Source organism: Streptomyces sp. NPDC101191 (genome assembly GCF_044767915.1).
GTDB lineage: Bacteria > Actinomycetota > Actinomycetes > Streptomycetales > Streptomycetaceae > Streptomyces.
The window spans coordinates 147,588-164,163 of the sequence record NZ_JBIWOU010000014.1 but is presented as its reverse complement, the minus strand read 5'-3'; the positions used below and the strand labels follow the sequence as shown (position 1 = coordinate 164,163).

Here is a 16,576-nt window from a genome sequence, read left to right as displayed (position 1 = left end):
GCCATGAAGATGGAGCAGCCCCTCAACGCCCACCGCTCGGGCACCGTCAAGGGCCTCAACGCCGAGGTCGGCGCCTCCCTCACCTCCGGCGCCGCCATCTGCGAGATCAAGGACTGATCCTTCGACCGTCCCACGCGTGAGGGCTCCTGGCGGATCGCCAGGAGCCCTCACGCGTGGTGCGCCGCGGTGTCGCTACGCGGCCGCGTCCCGTCCGTGGAGCGTCTCGTAGACGTCCCCGGCGTGGTAGTACGTCCGCCCCGAGCGGCTGCGGCGGCGCCACTTCTGCAGGCTGGCGTGACGGTAGACGCTGCCGGGCGGCATGTCCCACAGACGGGCGATGTCGGCCGCCGTCATCCAGCGCACCTCCGCCTCCGGGTCCGTCAGGGGGCCGGCCTGCGCGGGCACCACGGGCACCGCGGCCACGGGGCGCCCCTGGCCGGCCGGGGGCGTCGCGGCCCCCGCGCCCGCGCCGAGACGCCGGCTGAGCTGGAGCCACTCGTGACCGACCCAGTGGTGGGAGGCGTCCGCGCCGCAGGTGATCGTGGCCGGCAGCTGCGGCCGGCGGGTCTGGACGACCGCGGTCAGCGCGCCGGAGCAGCCGGGCTCGACGCACTCGCCCACGGGGATGCGGCGGTTCGTCGTCGGGTCGATGACCCCGAGCGCGCGGCGGACCAGCTGCGCGATCTCGGCGGAGACCTCGCCGGCCGCGTCGTGCGAGGCGAGCCATGTGCCGTTCCGGGTCAGGAAGTTGACCAGGGGAACGACCGCCCGGCGCGGGCCTGCCAGGTCGCGCTCCTCCAGGACAAGGCTCGCCCAGGCGCTGAGCACCGCCAGGATCTGGGTCCGCACGTCCGCCGCGCGCAGGTTGAAGGGCATGCCGGGCAGCGGTCCGCCGGACGTGCGCTCCACGGCGCGGTCGCCGCCGCTGCCGTCGAGGTGGCGCGCACACTCCTCGTACAGCTCCGGCAGTCGGTTCAGATCCCGTACCAGGCGCTCGTGGCAGTCCAGGCACAGGCGGCTCGCGGGTGCGGCCGGGCGCCTGGCCCGGCCGGCGCCCTCGCGCCGTACACAGCTCGTTCCGGCACAGACTGTCGTCACCACGGACATGCGGTCTACCCCCTGAGTCTCGGCGACCTCCGGTCGGAGTCGCCCACCGTTCAGGGAACGGTATTTCCGTGATTATCGGAGCCGCAAGACCGATGGAATGAGCCCTGTAGTACGTGACGTAATTCGAAGAATTCCGAAGCTGTGTTTTCCTTGCCCTGACACGAATTCACGCCCCGCTACGGAACCGGCCATTCCTGACAAGCCTTGACCTGGATCTGACATGGGAATTCTTGACCGGCCGGGCCGGGGCGAAGAAGCTATAGGGCAGATTCCCCTGCCGTGCGCCCGCATTCTCCTCGCCCAAGGATGAGATGAGATCACCACTCGCCGGCACCTTCCAGTCCCTGTCCGTGCGCAACTTCCGGCTGTTCGTGGCGGGGCAACTCGTCTCCGTCGCCGGCACCTGGATGATGGTCGTCGCCCAGGACTGGCTCGTGCTCTCCCTGACCGGTGACTCCGGGACCGCCCTGGGCGTCGTCACCGCCCTGCAGTTCGCGCCCCTGCTGCTGCTCACCCTCTACGCGGGCGGCCTGGCCGACCGGTACGACAAGCGCCGGCTGCTCATGGCCGCCAACCTCGTGTCGGGCGTCCTGGCGCTGCTCCTCGGCATCCTCGTGTTCACCGGCACGGCCGGACTGTGGCACGTCTGCGTCTTCGCCCTCGGGCTCGGCATCGTCAACGCCGTCGAGGTGCCCACCCGGATGTCCTTCGTCAGCGAGCTCGTCGGCGGCGACCTGCTGCCCAACGCCTCCGCGCTCAGCGCCGCGTACTTCAACGTGGCGCGCGTGGCCGGCCCGGCCCTCGCGGGCCTGCTGATCGACTGGCTCGGCACGGGAACGGTGATGCTGCTCAACGCGGTCAGCTACCTGGCGACCGTCGCCGCCCTGCGCGCGATGCGCCCCGGAGAGCTGCACCGCGCCGGGAACCGGCCCGCACGGGCGCCCGTCATGGACGGCGTCCGGCACATGGTGAGCCGGCGCGACCTGCTGCTGCCGATGATCCTGGTGGCCGTCGTCGGCATGCTGGGCTTCAACTTCCAGCTCACCCTGCCGCTGCTCGCCAAGACCGAGTTCCACGCCGACGCCTCCGCGTTCGGCCTGCTCACCACGGCCTTCGCGGTCGGCTCGCTGCTCGCGGCGTTCGTCACCACCCGCCGCCGCGGGCGGCCCCGGGCCCGGCTCGTCATCGGCTCGGCCCTCGCGGCCGGGGCGCTGCAGTGCGCGGCCGGTCTCGCCCCCACCTACACCTGGGCCGCGGTGCTGCTGCTGTGCACCGGATTCGGCTCCCTGTACTTCGCCCAGGCCACCAACCACCGCATCCAGCTGGGCACCGACCCCGCCTACCGGGGCCGGGTCATGGCCCTCTACACGCTCGTCTTCCAGGGGACCACCCCCGTCGGCGCCCTCCTGATCGGCGCCCTCAGCGAACGCTACGGCGCACGCTCCGGGCTCGTGGCGGGCGGCGCGGCCACGCTCCTCGCCGCCGTCGCCGTGCTCCTCGTCCAGCTCTGCACCGAGCGCCCCCGGTCCCGTACGCCCGACAAGATCCGCACCTCACACGGAGGAACACCCGATGACCATCCAGCAGGCAACGATCGCTCCCGTCCAGGCCGGCTCGGCGGAGGAGCGCAGGGACATCGTCCAGGCGGCCCGCGTCGTCTTCGCCCGTGAGGGCTGGACCCACACGAACGTCACGGACATCGCCGTGGAGTGCGGTCTCGACGAGGCCACGGTCACCCACTACTTCAAGGACAAGGAGCGCCTGCTGCTCGCCGTCCTGCTGGAGGGCGCGGCCTCCGTGGCCGCCTCGCTGACCGTCATCGCGGAGGAGCACCTCTCCGAGATCACCGACCTGGAGAAGGACCTCACCGAGCTGGGCCGGGCCTGGCTGACGCCGCTGGCCGCCTTCCCGGAGCACTTCGCGATCGTCCGGCACCTCGGCGCCGAGATCGCCACGTGGCCGGCCGGTGTGGTCGAGATGTGGCGCACCGCGGGCCCCCGGCAGGCCAACCGCGAGCTGGCCCGCCGGCTCGCCCGCATCGCGGACCAGGGGCTGCTGTCCTTCGAGGACCCCGAGCACGCCGCCGAGCGCTTCATCCAGCTGGTGGCGGGCGGCGTCGTCCAGCGTTCCTTCCACGGCGCCCTGCCGCTGTCGGACTTCGAGCGGGACGCGGTCATCCGCGCCGGCGTCACGGACTTCGTCCGCCTGTACCGGCCCGGGGCCGACCGCTGATCCGACGGCCCCGCGCCGTACCACCCACGCACGTCCACCCACGACCCGCGACCCATGGAGGTGGGGAACACCATGGCCACACCAGCCACACCGCACGACTCGATACAGGCCCGGATCGACGAGCTGGCCGAGATCAAGGAGTCCGCGCGGCAGGGCCCCGACCCGGCGGCCACCGAGCGCCAGCACGACAAGGGCAAGCTGACCGCCCAGGAGCGCATCTCGCTGCTCCTGGACAAGGGCTCCTTCAACGAGGTGGAGCCGCTGCGGCGGCACCGGGCCAGCGGCTTCGGGCTCGAGAACAAGAAGCCGTACAGCGACGGCGTGGTGACCGGCTGGGGCACCGTCCACGGCCGCACCGTCTTCGTCTACGCGCACGACTTCCGGATCTTCGGCGGCGCGCTGGGCGAGGCCCACGCCCAGAAGATCCACAAGATCATGGACCTGGCCGAGGCCGCGGGCGCCCCGCTGGTCTCGCTCAACGACGGCGCCGGCGCCCGCATCCAGGAGGGTGTCACCGCGCTCGCCGGCTACGGCGGCATCTTCCAGCGCAACACCCGCTCCTCGGGCGTGATCCCGCAGATCTCCGTGATGCTCGGCCCGTGCGCGGGCGGCGCCGCCTACTCCCCCGCGCTCACGGACTTCGTGTTCATGGTCCGCGAGACCTCGCAGATGTTCATCACCGGCCCGGACGTCGTCAAGGCGGTCACCGGCGAGGAGATCTCGCAGAACGGGCTGGGCGGCGCCGACGTGCACTCGGCCACCTCGGGCGTCTCGCACTTCGCGTACGACACCGAGGAGGAGTGCATCGAGGACGTGCGCTACCTGCTCTCGCTGCTGCCCGCGAACAACCGCGAGCTGTCCCCCGTGGAGCACTCCGGCGACCCCGCCGACCGGATCAACGACGCGCTGCTCGACCTGGTGCCGTCCGGTGCCGGGCAGGCGTACGACATCCGCAAGGTGATCGAGGAGGTCGTCGACGACGGCGACTACTTCGAGGTGCACCCGGCCTGGGCGACGAACATCGTCTGCGCCTTCGCCCGCCTCGACGGGCACGTCGTCGGCATCGTCGCGAACCAGCCGGCCTCCATGGCCGGCGTGCTGGACATCAACGCCTCGGAGAAGGGTGCGCGCTTCGTCCAGTTCTGCGACGCGTTCAACATCCCGCTGATCACCCTGGTCGACGTGCCCGGCTTCCTGCCCGGCGTGGACCAGGAGCACAACGGCATCATCCGGCGCGGCGCCAAGCTGCTCTACGCCTACTGCAACGCCACCGTGCCGCGCATCTCGCTGGTGCTGCGCAAGGCCTACGGCGGGGCGTACATCGTCATGGACTCGCGCTCGATCGGCGCCGACCTGGCGCTGGCCTGGCCGACCAACGAGATCGCGGTGATGGGCGCCGAGGGCGCGGCCAACGTCATCTTCCGGCGGGAGATCAACGCCGCCGAGGACCCGGAGGCCGTGCGGCAGCAGCGCATCGAGGAGTACAAGAACGAGCTCATGCACCCGTACTACGCGGCCGAGCGCGGACTGATCGACGACGTCATCGACCCGCGGGAGACCCGGTCGGTGCTGATCCGCTCCCTCGCGATGCTGCGCGCCAAGCACGCGGACCTGCCGTCGCGGAAGCACGGCAACGCCCCGCAGTAGATCTTGTACTTTCCCTACCGGGATCTGTACTAACTCCCCTTGAAAGAGCGGGAGTCACCGAAGAACATAGATGTCAGAGTCCGGCGCTTTGTCACCGCACCCGGTCACCGAATCCGGTCACCGAATCCGATGGCCCGAGAAGCGCACTCTTTCCTCTCGATCACCCTGTAACTCCGTCCGGTTCCGGCCCTCTTGCTGTCGAACCGTCGACGTGACGTGAAACTCCAGTCCGCCGTACGGCTTTCCGCTTGGAGACAAAACGCATGCACAGCAATCTGATCGTGGCCCGGATGGAGCCCGGAATGAGCGGCAACGTCGCCGACCTCTTCCGCGCGTTCGACGCCACCGAGATGCCGCACCGGATGGGCACGCGTCGGCGTGAGCTCTTCCACTACCGCGGTCTCTACTTCCACCTCCAGGACTTCGACACCGACAACGGTGGCCGGCAGATCGAGGAGGCGAAGACCGACCCGCGCTTCGTGCAGATCAGCGAAGACCTGAAGCCGTTCATCGAGGCCTACGACCCGGCGACCTGGCGGTCCCCGGCGGACGCCATGGCGACCCGCTTCTACCACTGGGAGGCCTCCCAGTGAGCCCCCGACGCGTAGTCATCACGGGCCTCGAGGTCCTCGCCCCCGGCGGCGTGGGCCGCGACGCCTTCTGGTCGCTGCTGAGCGAGGGCCGCACGGCCACCCGCGGCATCACCTTCTTCGACCCGTCGCCGTTCCGCTCCCGGGTCGCCGCCGAGATCGACTTCGACGCCGAGGCCCACGGCCTCTCCCCGCAGGAGATCCGGCGCATGGACCGGGCCGGGCAGTTCGCCGTGGTCGCCGCCCGCGGCGCCGTCGCGGACAGCGGCATCGACCTCGCCGAGCACGCCCCGCACCGCGTCGGCGTCACCGTCGGCACGGCGGTCGGCGCGACGATGGGCCTCGACCAGGAGTACCGGGTCGTCAGCGACGGCGGCCGGCTCAACCTGGTGGACCACAAGTACGCCGTCCCGCACCTCTACAACCACCTGGTGCCGAGCTCCTTCGCCGCCGAGGTGGCCTGGGCGGTCGGCGCCGAGGGCGCCAACGCCGTGGTCTCCACGGGCTGCACGTCCGGCATCGACTCCATCGGCTACGCCGTCGAGCTGATCCGCGAGGGCTCCCTCGACGTGCTGGTCGCCGGCGCCACCGACGCCCCGATCTCGCCGATCACGATGGCGTGCTTCGACGCGATCCGCGCCACCACACCGCGGCACGACGAGCCGGAGCGCGCCTCGCGCCCGTTCGACGGCACCCGCAACGGCTTCGTCCTCGGCGAGGGCACCGCCTTCTTCGTCCTGGAGGAGCTGGAGAGCGCCCGCCGCCGCGGCGCCCGCATCTACGCCGAGATCGCCGGCTACGCGACCCGCTCGAACGCGTACCACATGACGGGTCTGCGCCCCGACGGCGCCGAGATGGCCGAGGCCATCCGCGTCGCGCTCGACGAGGCGCAGATGAACGGCGACCAGATCGACTACATCAACGCGCACGGCTCCGGCACCAAGCAGAACGACCGCCACGAGACCGCCGCGTTCAAGAAGAGCCTCGGCGACCACGCGTACGCGACGCCGGTCAGCTCCATCAAGTCCATGGTCGGGCACTCCCTCGGCGCCATCGGCGCCATCGAGATCGCCGCGTCGACCCTCGCCATGACGCACAACGTGGTGCCGCCCACGGCGAACCTGACCACCCCCGACCCCGAATGCGATCTCGACTATGTGCCCGTCACCGCGCGGGAGCACCGGACGGACGCCGTGCTGACCGTCGGCAGTGGCTTCGGAGGCTTCCAGAGCGCCATGGTCCTCGCCCGTCCGGAAAGGACCGCCGCATGAACGCCTCTGTAGTGGTGACCGGTCTCGGAGTCGTCGCGCCCAACGGGTTCGGCGCCCAGGAGTACTGGCAGGCCGCCCGCGTCGGCAAGAGCGGCATCGGGCGCATCACCCGCTTCGACCCGACCCAGTACCCGGCCCAGCTCGCCGGCGAGATCCACGGCTTCGAGGCCGCGGACCACCTGCCGAGCAAGCTGCTGCCGCAGACCGACCGCATGACGCGCCTCGCGCTCGTCGCCGCGGATTGGGCCCTGGAGGACGCCGGGGTCGACCCCAAGGAGCTGCCCGCCTTCGACATGGGCGTGGTCACCTCCAGCGCCTCCGGCGGCTTCGAGTTCGGCCAGCGCGAGCTGGAGCGGCTGTGGAGCCAGGGCAGCGAGTACGTGAGCGCCTACCAGTCCTTCGCCTGGTTCTACGCCGTCAACAGCGGCCAGATCTCCATCCGGCACGGCATGAAGGGCCCCAGCGGCGTCGTCGTCAGCGAGCAGGCCGGCGGTCTCGACTCCGTCGCGCAGGCCCGCCGGCAGGTCCGCAAGGGCACCCCGCTGGTCGTCTCCGGCTCGGTCGACGCCTCCCTGTGCCCCTGGGGCTGGGTCGCGCAGCTGACCAGCGGCCGGGTCACCACCCAGGCCGACCCGGCCACCGCCTTCCTGCCCTTCGACGAGCGCGCCTCGGGGCACGTCCCGGGCGAGGGCGGCGCCATCCTCATCATGGAGCGCGAGGACGTCGCCCGCGCCCGCGGCGCCAAGGTGTACGGCGAGATCGCGGGGTACGGCGCGACCTTCGACCCGAAGCCGGGCAGCGGCCGCCCGCCGGCCCTGCGCCAGGCGATCGAGACCGCCCTGGCCGACGCCGGCGTGAGCGCCCGCGACGTCGACGTGGTCTTCGCCGACGGCGCGGCCGTCCCCGAGCTCGACCGCATCGAGGCCGAGGCGCTGAACGCGGTCTTCGGCCGCGAGCAGGTGCCCGTCACCGTCCCCAAGACGACGACCGGCGCCCTGTACTCGGCCGCGGGCGCGCTGGACCTCGCGACGGTCTTCCTCGCCATGGAGGAGGGGCTGATCCCGCCCACCATGAACACCGACCCGGCCGAGCGCTACGGCCTGGACCTCGTCGTCGGCCACCCGCGGACGCACGAGGTGCGCACCGCGCTGGTGCTCGCCCGCGGCCTGGGCGGCTTCAACTCCGCGCTCGTGGTCCGCTCCGCCGACTGACACCCGCACCGCCATCCCACCGACCCGGCAGAACCGGAAAGGAACCACCCATGGCCGAGCAGGCTTTCACCTTCGACGACCTCCGCCGCATCCTGATCGAGGCGGCGGGCGCCGACGACTCCTACAACCTCGACGGTGACATCCTCGACACCGACTTCGAGGAGCTGGGCTACGAGTCCCTGGCCCTCCTGGAGACCGGTGGCCGCATCGAGCGCGAGTACGGCATATCGCTCGACGAGGACATCCTGAGCATCGCGAACACCCCGCGCATGCTGATCGACGCCGTCAACAGCGGCCTCGCCGCGCTGGTCTGACCCGCCCCCCTCGCGCCCCACCACCCCCCACATCCCCACTTCCCCACCCCCGCCGGGTGGTGCCTCGCGCACCGCCCGGCGGGCTCCTTTTCCCTCCCCTATGGAGAAGCCACTCATGTCAGATCAGCAGAAGCGGGTCGCCCTGGTCACCGGAGCGACCAGCGGCATCGGCCTGGCGGCCGCCCGGCTCCTGGCCCAGCAGGGCCACCGGGTGTTCATCGGCGCGCGCAACGCCGACAACGTCGCCGCGACCGTGAAGGAGCTCCAGGCCGAGGGCCTGGAGGTGGACGGCACCACCCTCGACGTGCGTTCCACGGACGACGTGCGGGACTTCGTCCAGGCCGCCGTCGACGCCTTCGGGACCGTCGACGTCCTGGTCAACAACGCCGGCCGCAGCGGGGGCGGCGTCACCGCCGACATCGCCGACGAGCTGTGGGACGACGTCATCGACACCAACCTCAACAGCGTCTTCCGGCTGACCCGCGAGGTGCTCAACACCGGCGGCATGCGCCACAAGGACCGCGGCCGCATCATCAACATCGCCTCCACCGCCGGCAAGCAGGGCGTCGTCCTCGGCGCCCCGTACTCGGCCTCCAAGCACGGCGTCGTCGGCTTCACCAAGGCCCTCGGCAACGAGCTCGCCCCCACCGGCATCACCGTCAACGCGGTCTGCCCGGGCTACGTCGAGACCCCGATGGCCCAGCGCGTGCGCCAGGGCTACGCGGCCGCGTACGACACCTCCGAGGACGCCATCCTCGAGAAGTTCCAGGCCAAGATCCCGCTCGGCCGCTACTCGACGCCGGAGGAGGTCGCGGGTCTGGTCGGCTACCTCGCGTCCGACACGGCGGCGTCCATCACCGCGCAGGCGCTCAACGTCTGCGGCGGACTCGGCAACTTCTAAGGCCCCAAGGAGAGCTGACCATGACCATCCGTGAGGTCGAGCACGAGATCACCGCGGCCGCACCGGCCGAGACGGTGTTCCGGCTGATCGCCGAAGTGGAGAACTGGCCGCGGATCTTCCCGCCCACCATCCACGTCGAGCACGTCGAGCGCGGCGAGCGCGAGGAGCGCATCCAGATCTGGGCCACCGCCAACGGCGAGCCCAAGAACTGGACGTCGCACCGCACCCTGGACCCGGAGAACCTGCGCATCACCTTCCGCCAGGAGGTGTCCACGCCGCCGGTCGCGTCCATGGGCGGCACCTGGATCATCGAGCCGGTCTCCGCGACCGAGTCGCGGATCCGCCTGCTGCACGACTACCGGGCCATCGACGACGACCCGGAGAGCCTGAAGTGGATCGACGAGGCCGTCGACCGCAACTCGCGCTCCGAGCTGGCGGCGCTGCGCACCAACGTCGAGCGCGTCCACGCCGAGACCGAGGCCGACCTGACGTTCTCCTTCGAGGACTCGGTCGAGATCGCCGGCCACGCCAAGGACGTCTACGACTTCATCAACGAGGCGAACCTGTGGTCCGAGCGGCTGCCGCACGTGGCGACCGTCCGCCTCGACGAGGACGCCCCGGGTCTGCAGACCCTGGAGATGGACACCCGCGCCAAGGACGGCTCCGTGCACACCACGAAGTCGTACCGGGTGACCTTCCCGCACGGGAAGATCGCCTACAAGCAGGTCACCCTGCCGGCGCTGATGACGCTGCACACCGGCTACTGGACGTTCGCCGAGACCGACTCCGGTGTCACGGCGTCCTCGCAGCACACGGTGACCATCAACACCGAGAACATCGCCCGCATCCTCGGCGCGGACGCCACCCTCGCCGACGCCCGCGCGTACGTGCACACCGCGCTGAGCACCAACAGCAAGGCCACGCTGGGCCACGCCAAGGCCTATGCCGAGGCCCGGCGCTGAACCCGGCGGTCCACCCCGTGAGTCCGGGCAGCCGCTGATCCCGGTCCCGGGCGAACGACCGCGGCTCTCGCTGTGGCTGCTGCGCCCGCCGCCGGCGGACAGTCCGGCGGCGGCGCGGCTCGCGGTGCGCGAGCTGGAGGCCGCGGAGCTGCGGCGGGCGGAGCTGTTCGTCCGGCCCACCGACCGGGTGCAGTACCTGTCGGCGCACATCGCGCTGCGCCGGATCCTCAGCGACGCCACGGGCTGTCCGCCCGAACGGCTGCGCCTGGGCCGGGAGCCCGGCCCGGCCCGGCCGCACCGCACGACCCGGCCGGTGCTGCTCCACCCGCCGCTGCCGGTGCACTTCTCGCTCTCGCACAGCCACGGCCTGGTGCTCATCGGCACGGCCGCGACGGTCGTGGGCGTGGACGTGCAGCGCACGCCGACGCCCGGGGCGGTGGAGGTCTGCGGACCCGCGCTGCACCCGGCGGAGTGGCGGGAGCTGCTCGCCCTTCCCGAGGCCGGCCGCCCGGACGCGTTCGCCCAGTTGTGGACCCGTAAAGAGGCGTTTCTCAAGGGTCTGGGCACGGGGCTCGGCCGCAGCCCCGCCCTCGACTACCTGGGCGTCGGAACCGACGCCGACGCCCCACCCGGTCCGCCCGGCTGGATCGTGCGGAACCTGCCGGCCGGGCCGCACCACGCCGCCGCCGCCGCGCTGGCCGTCCCCGCGGAGCCGATCGTCACGCTGCGCTCGCTGCCCGCGGCCTGCCTGTTCGACGGCACGGCGGGCCTGCCGCTGTCCGCGGCTCCGCTACTGGCTTTGAGAAGGAGAGGTTCATGGACGCTTCGGTGGTCGTTGTTGGAGCGGGACCCGCCGGGCTGATGCTCGCCGGGGAACTGCGACTGGCCGGGATCGACGTCACGGTGCTGGAACGGCACCGCGGGCGTACCGGCGAGTCCCGGGGAATCGGTCTGACCATCGGCACGATGGAGGTCTTCGACCAGCGCGGACTGCTGCGCCGGCTCGGGGACTTCGAGACCAGCGGCATGGGCCACTTCGGTGGCATCCCGCTGGACATGAGCGTCCTCGGGGCCTTCCACGAGGCGGCCAAGACGGTGCCCCAGTCGGTGACCGAGGAGGCCCTGGAGGCGTGGGCCGGCGAGCTCGGCGCGGACATCCGCCGCGGGCACGAGTTCGTCTCGTACGAGGAGAAGGGCGAGGGCGTCACCGTCACCGCGCGCCACGCGGACGGCGAGGACACGCTCCGGGCCCGCTACCTCGTCGGCTGCGACGGCGGGCGCAGCGCGGTCCGCAAGGCGGCCGGGTTCGACTTCCCCGGCACGGCCGCCACGACCGAGATGCTGCTGGCCGACCTGCGCGGGGTCGACCTGGAGCCGCGGATGACCGGCGAGCACATCGACGGCGGCTTCGTGATGGTCGCGAAGCTCCCCGGCGGGATCCACCGGATCATCGTCGGCGAGCACGGCGTGCCGCCGCGCAAGCGGACCGGTCCGCCGGAGTTCGCCGAGGTCGCCGACGTGTGGAAGCGGCTCACGGGCATCGACGTCTCGCACGCCGAGCCGGTGTGGGTGAGTGCCTTCGGCAACGCCTCCCGGCAGGTCAGCGAGTACCGGCGGGGCCGCGTGCTGCTGGCCGGCGACTCCGCCCACGTGCACCTGCCCGCGGGCGGCCAGGGCATGAACACCAGCGTCCAGGACTCCCACAACCTGGGCTGGAAGCTGGCGGCCGTGCTGCGCGGCGACGCTCCCGAGGAGCTGCTCGACACGTACCACTCCGAACGTCACGAGGTGGGCCGCGGACTGCTCGCCAACACCCGCGCGCAGAGCCTGCTGATCCTCGGCGGCGAGGAGTCGGTACCGCTCCGGGACGTCCTGGCCGAGCTGGTCCGGATCCCCGGGGTCGGCCGGCACCTGGCCGCCAAGGTCAGCGGTCTCGACATCCGTTACAAGGTCGGCGGCGGGTCCAGCCCGCTGCTCGGCCGGCGGCTTCCGCACCTGACGGTGACGGCGGACGGCCGGCGCACCAGCAGCACCGAACTGCTGCGCGCGGGCCGCGGGGTGCTCCTCGACCTCGACGACAACGCCGTGCTGCGCCGCCGCGCCCAGCCGTGGCGGGACCGCGTCGACATCGTCACGGCGACCGCCGACGCCGTGCCCGCCGAGAGCCCGCTCGCGGGCGTCTCCGCGGTGCTGCTGCGCCCCGACGGCTACGTCGCCTGGGCCGCGCCCGGCAGCCACCGCGACCTGGCCGGCTCGCTGGCCCGCTGGTTCGGACCGGGGCTCGGGCGCCGATGACCCGCACCGACGTGCTCGTGGTCGGCGCCGGGCCGGTCGGTCTGTTCCTCGCGGCCGAGCTGCGGGCGGGCGGCGCCGAGGTGCTGGTGCTGGAGCGCCTGACGGAGCCCACCGGCGAGTCCCGGGCCTCGATCCTGCACGCCCGGACCATGGAGATCTTCGCCGACCGGGGCTTCCTGCCCCGGCTCGGCGAGCTTCCGCCGGTCGGCCCGGGACACTTCGGCGGTCTGCGCCTCGACCTCGCCGAGGCCGACCCGGACCACCCGTACGCCGGACAGTGGGAGTGCCTCCAGTACCACCTGGAGACCGAGCTCCAGGCGTACGCGCTCGACCTGGGCGCCGAGATCCGGCGCGGTCACACCGTGACCGGGCTGTCGGAGACCGGCGCCGGGGTCCGCGTCGAGGCGCGCGGGCCCGACGGCGGTCCGTACACCGTCGAGGCCGGCTATGTGGTCGGCTGCGACGGCGAGCACAGCACCGTGCGGGAGCTCGGCGGCTTCACGTTCGCCGGGCACGACGCCGACAAGGTGATGCTCCGCGCCGACGTGGCCGGCATCGAGATCGACAACCGGCGGCTGCAGCGCTTCGCCGGCGGGATCGCCACCGCCTACCGCCGGCCCGACGGCACCACCCGGCTCATGGTCCACCGGTTCGGCGAACAGCCCGCCGGCGAGGTGACCTTCGCGCAGGTGGTGTCCGCCTGGGCCGCCGTGACCGGCGAGGACATCGGGCACGGCGAACCGCGCTGGCTCAACCGCTTCGGCACCGTCTCCCGGCAGGCCACCGCGTACGTCCGGGGCCGGCTGCTGCTGGCCGGCGACGCCGCGCACAGCCAGATGCCGGTCGGCGGCCAGGCCGTCAACCTCGGTCTGCAGGACGCGGCGAACCTGGGCTGGAAGCTGGCCCGGGTCGTCACCGGCGCGGACCGGCCGGAGCTGCTCGACACCTACCACGCCGAGCGGCACCCGGCCGGGGCGCGCACCCTGGCCAACATCGAGGCGCAGGCCCGCCTGCTGTTCGGCACGGACGAGGTCCTCGCGCTGCGCGACGTCTTCGGCGAACTGCTCGAACTGGCTCCCGCCCGGCGCCATGTGGCCCGCATGATCAGCGCCCTCGACGTGACGGAACGGCCCCGCCCCGAGGCCCCCGCCCGGGCCGCGCGGCCGGCGCGAACCGCGCCGCACCGCTCGCACACCCACCAACCCGGAAGGTCAACCGTGGACAGGCTCACCGACAAGACGGCCCTCGTGACCGGTTCGAGTCGCGGCATCGGAAGGGCGACCGCGCTCCGGCTCGCCCGCGAGGGCGCGCTCGTCGCCGTGCACTACGCCTCCAACGAGCAGGCGGCGAACGACACCGTCGAGCTCATCGAGAAGGAGGGCGGCAGCGCCTTCACCGTGCGCGCCGAGCTCGGCGTGCCCGGCGACGTGCACGAGCTGTTCCTCGGACTGGAGCGCGGCCTGAAGGAGCGCACCGGCGACACCCGCCTCGACATCCTGGTCAACAACGCGGCCGTGACGTCGACGGGTTCGGCGCCCGAGGACCTCACGCCCGAGGAGTTCGACCGCTACTTCGCCGTCAACGCGAAGGCCCCGTACTTCCTCGTGCAGCGGGCCATCGGCCAGATGCCCAGCGGCGGCCGGATCATCAACCTCACCACCGGCGTCACCCGCACCTCCGTGCCCGACCAGGTCGCCTACGCGATGACCAAGGGCGCGATCGAGCAGCTGACCTTCCAGCTGGCCCGGATCCTCGCGCCGCGCGGCATCACCATCAACAGCGTCGCCCCCGGCATCACCAACAACGGCGGGGCGATCTTCGACAACGCGCAGGCGGTCGAGGCGATGTCGAAGTTCTCGGCCTTCAACCGGGTCGGCGAGGCCGGCGACGTCGCCGACGTCATCACCTTCCTCACCACCGACGAGGCCCGCTGGATCACCGGCGCCTTCATCGACGCGACCGGCGGCACCCTCCTCGGCTGAGCAGGACCGCCCTCGCCCACCACCGTCCACCCATGTGAGAGGCAAGCCATGTCCGCCCACCCCGCGCGCGTCGCCGTCGTCACCGGAGCCAACAAGGGGATCGGCCGCGAGATCGTCCGGCAGCTCGCCGAGCGCGGCCACACCGTCTACCTGGGGGCCCGGGACGAGCGGCGCGGCCGCGAGGCCGCCGCCGCCCTGTCCGCCGACGGCCTCGACGTGCGTTTCCTGCAGCTCGACGTCACGGACGAGACCTCCGTCGCGGCCGCCGCGACGCGCCTTGCGGAGGAGGCGGGCGCCCTGCACGTCCTGGTCAACAACGCCGGCGTCGGCGGCCCCATGCAGCTCCCCAGCGAGACGCCGGCGGAGCAGATCCGCACGGTCTACGAGACGAACGTCTTCGGCGTCGTCACCGTCACCAACGCCCTGCTCCCGCTGCTGCGCAAGGCCTCCTCGGCCCGGATCGTCAACGTCAGCAGCGCCATCGGCTCGCTGAAGTCGGCCGCCGAGAACAACGACCAGACCGGGGAGCACCCGCCGGGCGAGTTCCCGGTCATGCTGCTCTCGTACGCGTCGTCCAAGACCGCCCTGAACGCGGTCACCCTCGCGTACGCGAACGAGCTGCGCGGCACCGGCATCCTCGTCAACGCGGCCTCCCCCGGCTTCGTGGCCACCGACATCAACGGGCACCACGGCCGGCTCACCACCGAGCAGGGCGCGCACGTGCCGGTACTGCTCGCCACCCTCCCCGACGACGGGCCCACCGCCCTGTTCCTCGGCGAGGACGGCACGCCCGAGGGCCAGGTGCTGGACTGGTGACCGCGACCGCCGTCCCCGTGCCGGAGGCGAGGGTGAGCTGGGACGCCCGCCAGTGGTCCCGGCTCCTCGTGCTCTCCGGCAACATGCTGCTGGACGCGATCGAGGTGTCCGTCATCCTCATCGCCCTGCCCACGCTGTCCGCGCGGTTCGACCTGACGCCGTGGGGCGCGCAGTGGCTGATGAGCGGCTTCGCGATCGGCTTCGCCGCGCTGCTGCTGCTCGGCCCCGTGCTGTGCGCCCGCATCGGACGCCGGCGGGCCTACCTGGGCGCGATGCTGCTGTTCGGCCTGGCCTCCCTCGCGGGCGGCCTCGCCGACGGGCCGGCGCTGCTGATCGCGGTCCGCGTCGTCAAGGGCTGCTGCGCGGCGCTGACCGCGCCGACCGGCCTGGCCATCATCAACGACCTGTTCCCGGAGGGCCCCGAGCGGCGCCGGGCGCTGTCGGTGTACTCGCTGTTCGGCGCGGCCGGCTTCACCGCCGGGCTGCTCCTCGCGGGCGGCCTGCTGGAGGCCGACTGGCGCTGGGTCTTCGTCTTCCCGGCGCCGGTCGCCCTGGTGCTGCTGATCGCGGGCGCCTACGTGCTGCCGCGCGGACAGGGCGGCGGCCCGGCCCGGCTGCCCCGACCCGGCCTGCTGAAGCGGGGCGCCCTGCCCCGGTCCGCGCTCGGCGCCGCCTGTCTCAACGGCACCTACCAGGCGCTGCTCGTCCTGGTCGTCTTCCAGCTGTCGGAGGGCTACGGCTGGTCGCCCTGGCGGTCGGCGCTCGCCCTGCTGCCCGCCTGTGTGCCGCTGGCGCTGAGCGTGCCCTTCGCGGGCCGCCTCATCGCCCGCCACGGGGCCCGCCGGCTGGTCACGCTCGGCGCGCTCTTCCCGTTCCTCGGGTACGTGCTCTACCTGGCCCGCCCCGGCAGCGGCTCCTACGCCCTCGGGACGCTGCCGGTCCTGCTGCTCGTCGAGGCCGGCTTCTGCTGCGCCTTCGTCGCCCTGAACGCCCAGGCGACGGCCGGACTCGACCCGGCCGACCGGGGTCCGGCCGTGTCGCTGTACCAGGCGGCCGTCCAGCTCGGCGCCGCGGTGCTGCTGCCGCCGGTCGCCCTGCTGCTCACCTACGGCAGCGGCCCCCGCCCGGCGGCGGCGCTGGTCACCGCGGTCGGCGCGCTCGGCCTCGTCGCCGCGCTCGCGCGCCGGCCGGCCCGTACCGCTCCCTGATCCGAAGAACCCGCTGCACCCACCCGCTCCACCCCTCGCG

At 72.5% G+C, this 16,576-nt stretch carries 16 protein-coding genes; 15 read left to right on the top strand and 1 reads right to left on the bottom strand.

Translation table 11 applies throughout. The annotated features are described in order from the left end of the window. A partial coding sequence (locus ACIRQF_RS36400) for a biotin/lipoyl-containing protein (protein ID WP_404099062.1) occupies positions 1 to 117 on the top strand: 117 nt, incomplete at its 5' end. A 75-nt stretch (positions 118 to 192) separates the two neighbouring features. Here ACIRQF_RS36400 and ACIRQF_RS36395 read toward each other — a convergent pair. Beyond that, complete coding sequence (locus tag ACIRQF_RS36395; protein WP_382486552.1) at positions 193 to 1,107, bottom strand: hypothetical protein; 915 nt, start codon at positions 1,105 to 1,107, stop codon at positions 193 to 195. 311 nt (positions 1,108 to 1,418) lie between these two features. Here ACIRQF_RS36395 and ACIRQF_RS36390 point away from each other — a divergent pair, with 311 nt between their 5' ends. The 14 genes from ACIRQF_RS36390 to ACIRQF_RS36325 all read left to right on the top strand — a co-directional run bounded on the left by ACIRQF_RS36390 (position 1,419) and on the right by ACIRQF_RS36325 (position 16,536). Next, entirely contained in the window at positions 1,419 to 2,777 is a 1,359-nt protein-coding gene (locus ACIRQF_RS36390) for an MFS transporter (RefSeq protein WP_404099046.1), read from the top strand. After that, entirely contained in the window at positions 2,680 to 3,339 is a 660-nt protein-coding gene (locus tag ACIRQF_RS36385) for a TetR/AcrR family transcriptional regulator (protein WP_382486548.1), read from the top strand. Before ACIRQF_RS36390 ends, ACIRQF_RS36385 begins: the two co-directional genes overlap by 98 nt. 72 nt (positions 3,340 to 3,411) lie before the next feature. Continuing rightward, the gene (locus ACIRQF_RS36380; RefSeq protein WP_376638410.1) at positions 3,412 to 4,986 is read left to right on the top strand and encodes an acyl-CoA carboxylase subunit beta; all 1,575 of its coding nucleotides are present in this window, start codon (positions 3,412 to 3,414) and stop codon (positions 4,984 to 4,986) included. Positions 4,987 to 5,249: 263 nt separating this feature from the next. Further along, the gene (locus tag ACIRQF_RS36375) at positions 5,250 to 5,579 is read left to right on the top strand and encodes a TcmI family type II polyketide cyclase (RefSeq protein WP_376638411.1); all 330 of its coding nucleotides are present in this window, start codon (positions 5,250 to 5,252) and stop codon (positions 5,577 to 5,579) included. After that, complete coding sequence (locus ACIRQF_RS36370) at positions 5,576 to 6,847, top strand: beta-ketoacyl-[acyl-carrier-protein] synthase family protein (RefSeq protein WP_376638412.1); 1,272 nt, start codon at positions 5,576 to 5,578, stop codon at positions 6,845 to 6,847. The genes ACIRQF_RS36375 and ACIRQF_RS36370 overlap by 4 nt, the downstream gene beginning before the upstream one ends. Then, positions 6,844 to 8,058: a ketosynthase chain-length factor gene (locus tag ACIRQF_RS36365; RefSeq protein WP_382486546.1), complete on the top strand. Its 1,215-nt coding sequence runs from the start codon at positions 6,844 to 6,846 to the stop codon at positions 8,056 to 8,058. Before ACIRQF_RS36370 ends, ACIRQF_RS36365 begins: the two co-directional genes overlap by 4 nt. A 50-nt stretch (positions 8,059 to 8,108) precedes the next feature. Beyond that, entirely contained in the window at positions 8,109 to 8,372 is a 264-nt protein-coding gene (locus ACIRQF_RS36360; RefSeq protein ID WP_345487417.1) for an acyl carrier protein, read from the top strand. Between the two features lie 115 nt (positions 8,373 to 8,487). Then, complete coding sequence (fabG, locus tag ACIRQF_RS36355) at positions 8,488 to 9,273, top strand: 3-oxoacyl-ACP reductase FabG (RefSeq protein ID WP_376638414.1); 786 nt, start codon at positions 8,488 to 8,490, stop codon at positions 9,271 to 9,273. Between the two features lie 20 nt (positions 9,274 to 9,293). After that, positions 9,294 to 10,235 (top strand): aromatase/cyclase, encoded by a 942-nt coding sequence (locus ACIRQF_RS36350; protein ID WP_376638415.1) that lies wholly within the window; start codon positions 9,294 to 9,296, stop codon positions 10,233 to 10,235. Then, positions 10,216 to 11,097 carry a 4'-phosphopantetheinyl transferase family protein gene (locus ACIRQF_RS36345; RefSeq protein ID WP_376638416.1) on the top strand — a complete coding sequence of 294 codons (882 nt, stop codon included), beginning with the start codon at positions 10,216 to 10,218 and terminating at the stop codon, positions 11,095 to 11,097. Before ACIRQF_RS36350 ends, ACIRQF_RS36345 begins: the two co-directional genes overlap by 20 nt. Further along, positions 11,052 to 12,530: an FAD-dependent monooxygenase gene (locus ACIRQF_RS36340; protein WP_404099038.1), complete on the top strand. Its 1,479-nt coding sequence runs from the start codon at positions 11,052 to 11,054 to the stop codon at positions 12,528 to 12,530. Before ACIRQF_RS36345 ends, ACIRQF_RS36340 begins: the two co-directional genes overlap by 46 nt. Further along, positions 12,527 to 14,512 (top strand): SDR family oxidoreductase, encoded by a 1,986-nt coding sequence (locus ACIRQF_RS36335; protein ID WP_404099036.1) that lies wholly within the window; start codon positions 12,527 to 12,529, stop codon positions 14,510 to 14,512. The genes ACIRQF_RS36340 and ACIRQF_RS36335 overlap by 4 nt, the downstream gene beginning before the upstream one ends. A 48-nt stretch (positions 14,513 to 14,560) precedes the next feature. Next, on the top strand, positions 14,561 to 15,328 hold the full coding sequence (locus tag ACIRQF_RS36330) for an SDR family oxidoreductase (protein WP_376638419.1): 768 nt from the start codon (positions 14,561 to 14,563) through the stop codon (positions 15,326 to 15,328). Next, positions 15,325 to 16,536 carry an MFS transporter gene (locus ACIRQF_RS36325; RefSeq protein WP_404099031.1) on the top strand — a complete coding sequence of 404 codons (1,212 nt, stop codon included), beginning with the start codon at positions 15,325 to 15,327 and terminating at the stop codon, positions 16,534 to 16,536. Before ACIRQF_RS36330 ends, ACIRQF_RS36325 begins: the two co-directional genes overlap by 4 nt. The last annotated feature ends 40 nt before the right edge of the window (positions 16,537 to 16,576 follow it).

What these genes read in the sequence shown, in the direction of transcription:
- ACIRQF_RS36390 (WP_404099046.1), top strand. Translation starts at nt 1,419, where the DNA reads ATGAGATCACCACTCGCCGGCACCTTCCAGTCCCTGTCCGTGCGCAAC.
- ACIRQF_RS36360 (WP_345487417.1), top strand. Translation starts at nt 8,109, where the DNA reads ATGGCCGAGCAGGCTTTCACCTTCGACGACCTCCGCCGCATCCTGATC.
- ACIRQF_RS36375 (WP_376638411.1), top strand. Translation starts at nt 5,250, where the DNA reads ATGCACAGCAATCTGATCGTGGCCCGGATGGAGCCCGGAATGAGCGGC.
- ACIRQF_RS36350 (WP_376638415.1), top strand. Translation starts at nt 9,294, where the DNA reads ATGACCATCCGTGAGGTCGAGCACGAGATCACCGCGGCCGCACCGGCC.
- ACIRQF_RS36365 (WP_382486546.1), top strand. Translation starts at nt 6,844, where the DNA reads ATGAACGCCTCTGTAGTGGTGACCGGTCTCGGAGTCGTCGCGCCCAAC.
- fabG (WP_376638414.1), top strand. Translation starts at nt 8,488, where the DNA reads ATGTCAGATCAGCAGAAGCGGGTCGCCCTGGTCACCGGAGCGACCAGC.
- ACIRQF_RS36385 (WP_382486548.1), top strand. Translation starts at nt 2,680, where the DNA reads ATGACCATCCAGCAGGCAACGATCGCTCCCGTCCAGGCCGGCTCGGCG.
- ACIRQF_RS36335 (WP_404099036.1), top strand. Translation starts at nt 12,527, where the DNA reads ATGACCCGCACCGACGTGCTCGTGGTCGGCGCCGGGCCGGTCGGTCTG.
- ACIRQF_RS36330 (WP_376638419.1), top strand. Translation starts at nt 14,561, where the DNA reads ATGTCCGCCCACCCCGCGCGCGTCGCCGTCGTCACCGGAGCCAACAAG.
- ACIRQF_RS36395 (WP_382486552.1), bottom strand. Translation starts at nt 1,107, where the DNA reads ATGTCCGTGGTGACGACAGTCTGTGCCGGAACGAGCTGTGTACGGCGC.
- ACIRQF_RS36345 (WP_376638416.1), top strand. Translation starts at nt 10,216, where the DNA reads ATGCCGAGGCCCGGCGCTGAACCCGGCGGTCCACCCCGTGAGTCCGGG.
- ACIRQF_RS36340 (WP_404099038.1), top strand. Translation starts at nt 11,052, where the DNA reads ATGGACGCTTCGGTGGTCGTTGTTGGAGCGGGACCCGCCGGGCTGATG.
- ACIRQF_RS36380 (WP_376638410.1), top strand. Translation starts at nt 3,412, where the DNA reads ATGGCCACACCAGCCACACCGCACGACTCGATACAGGCCCGGATCGAC.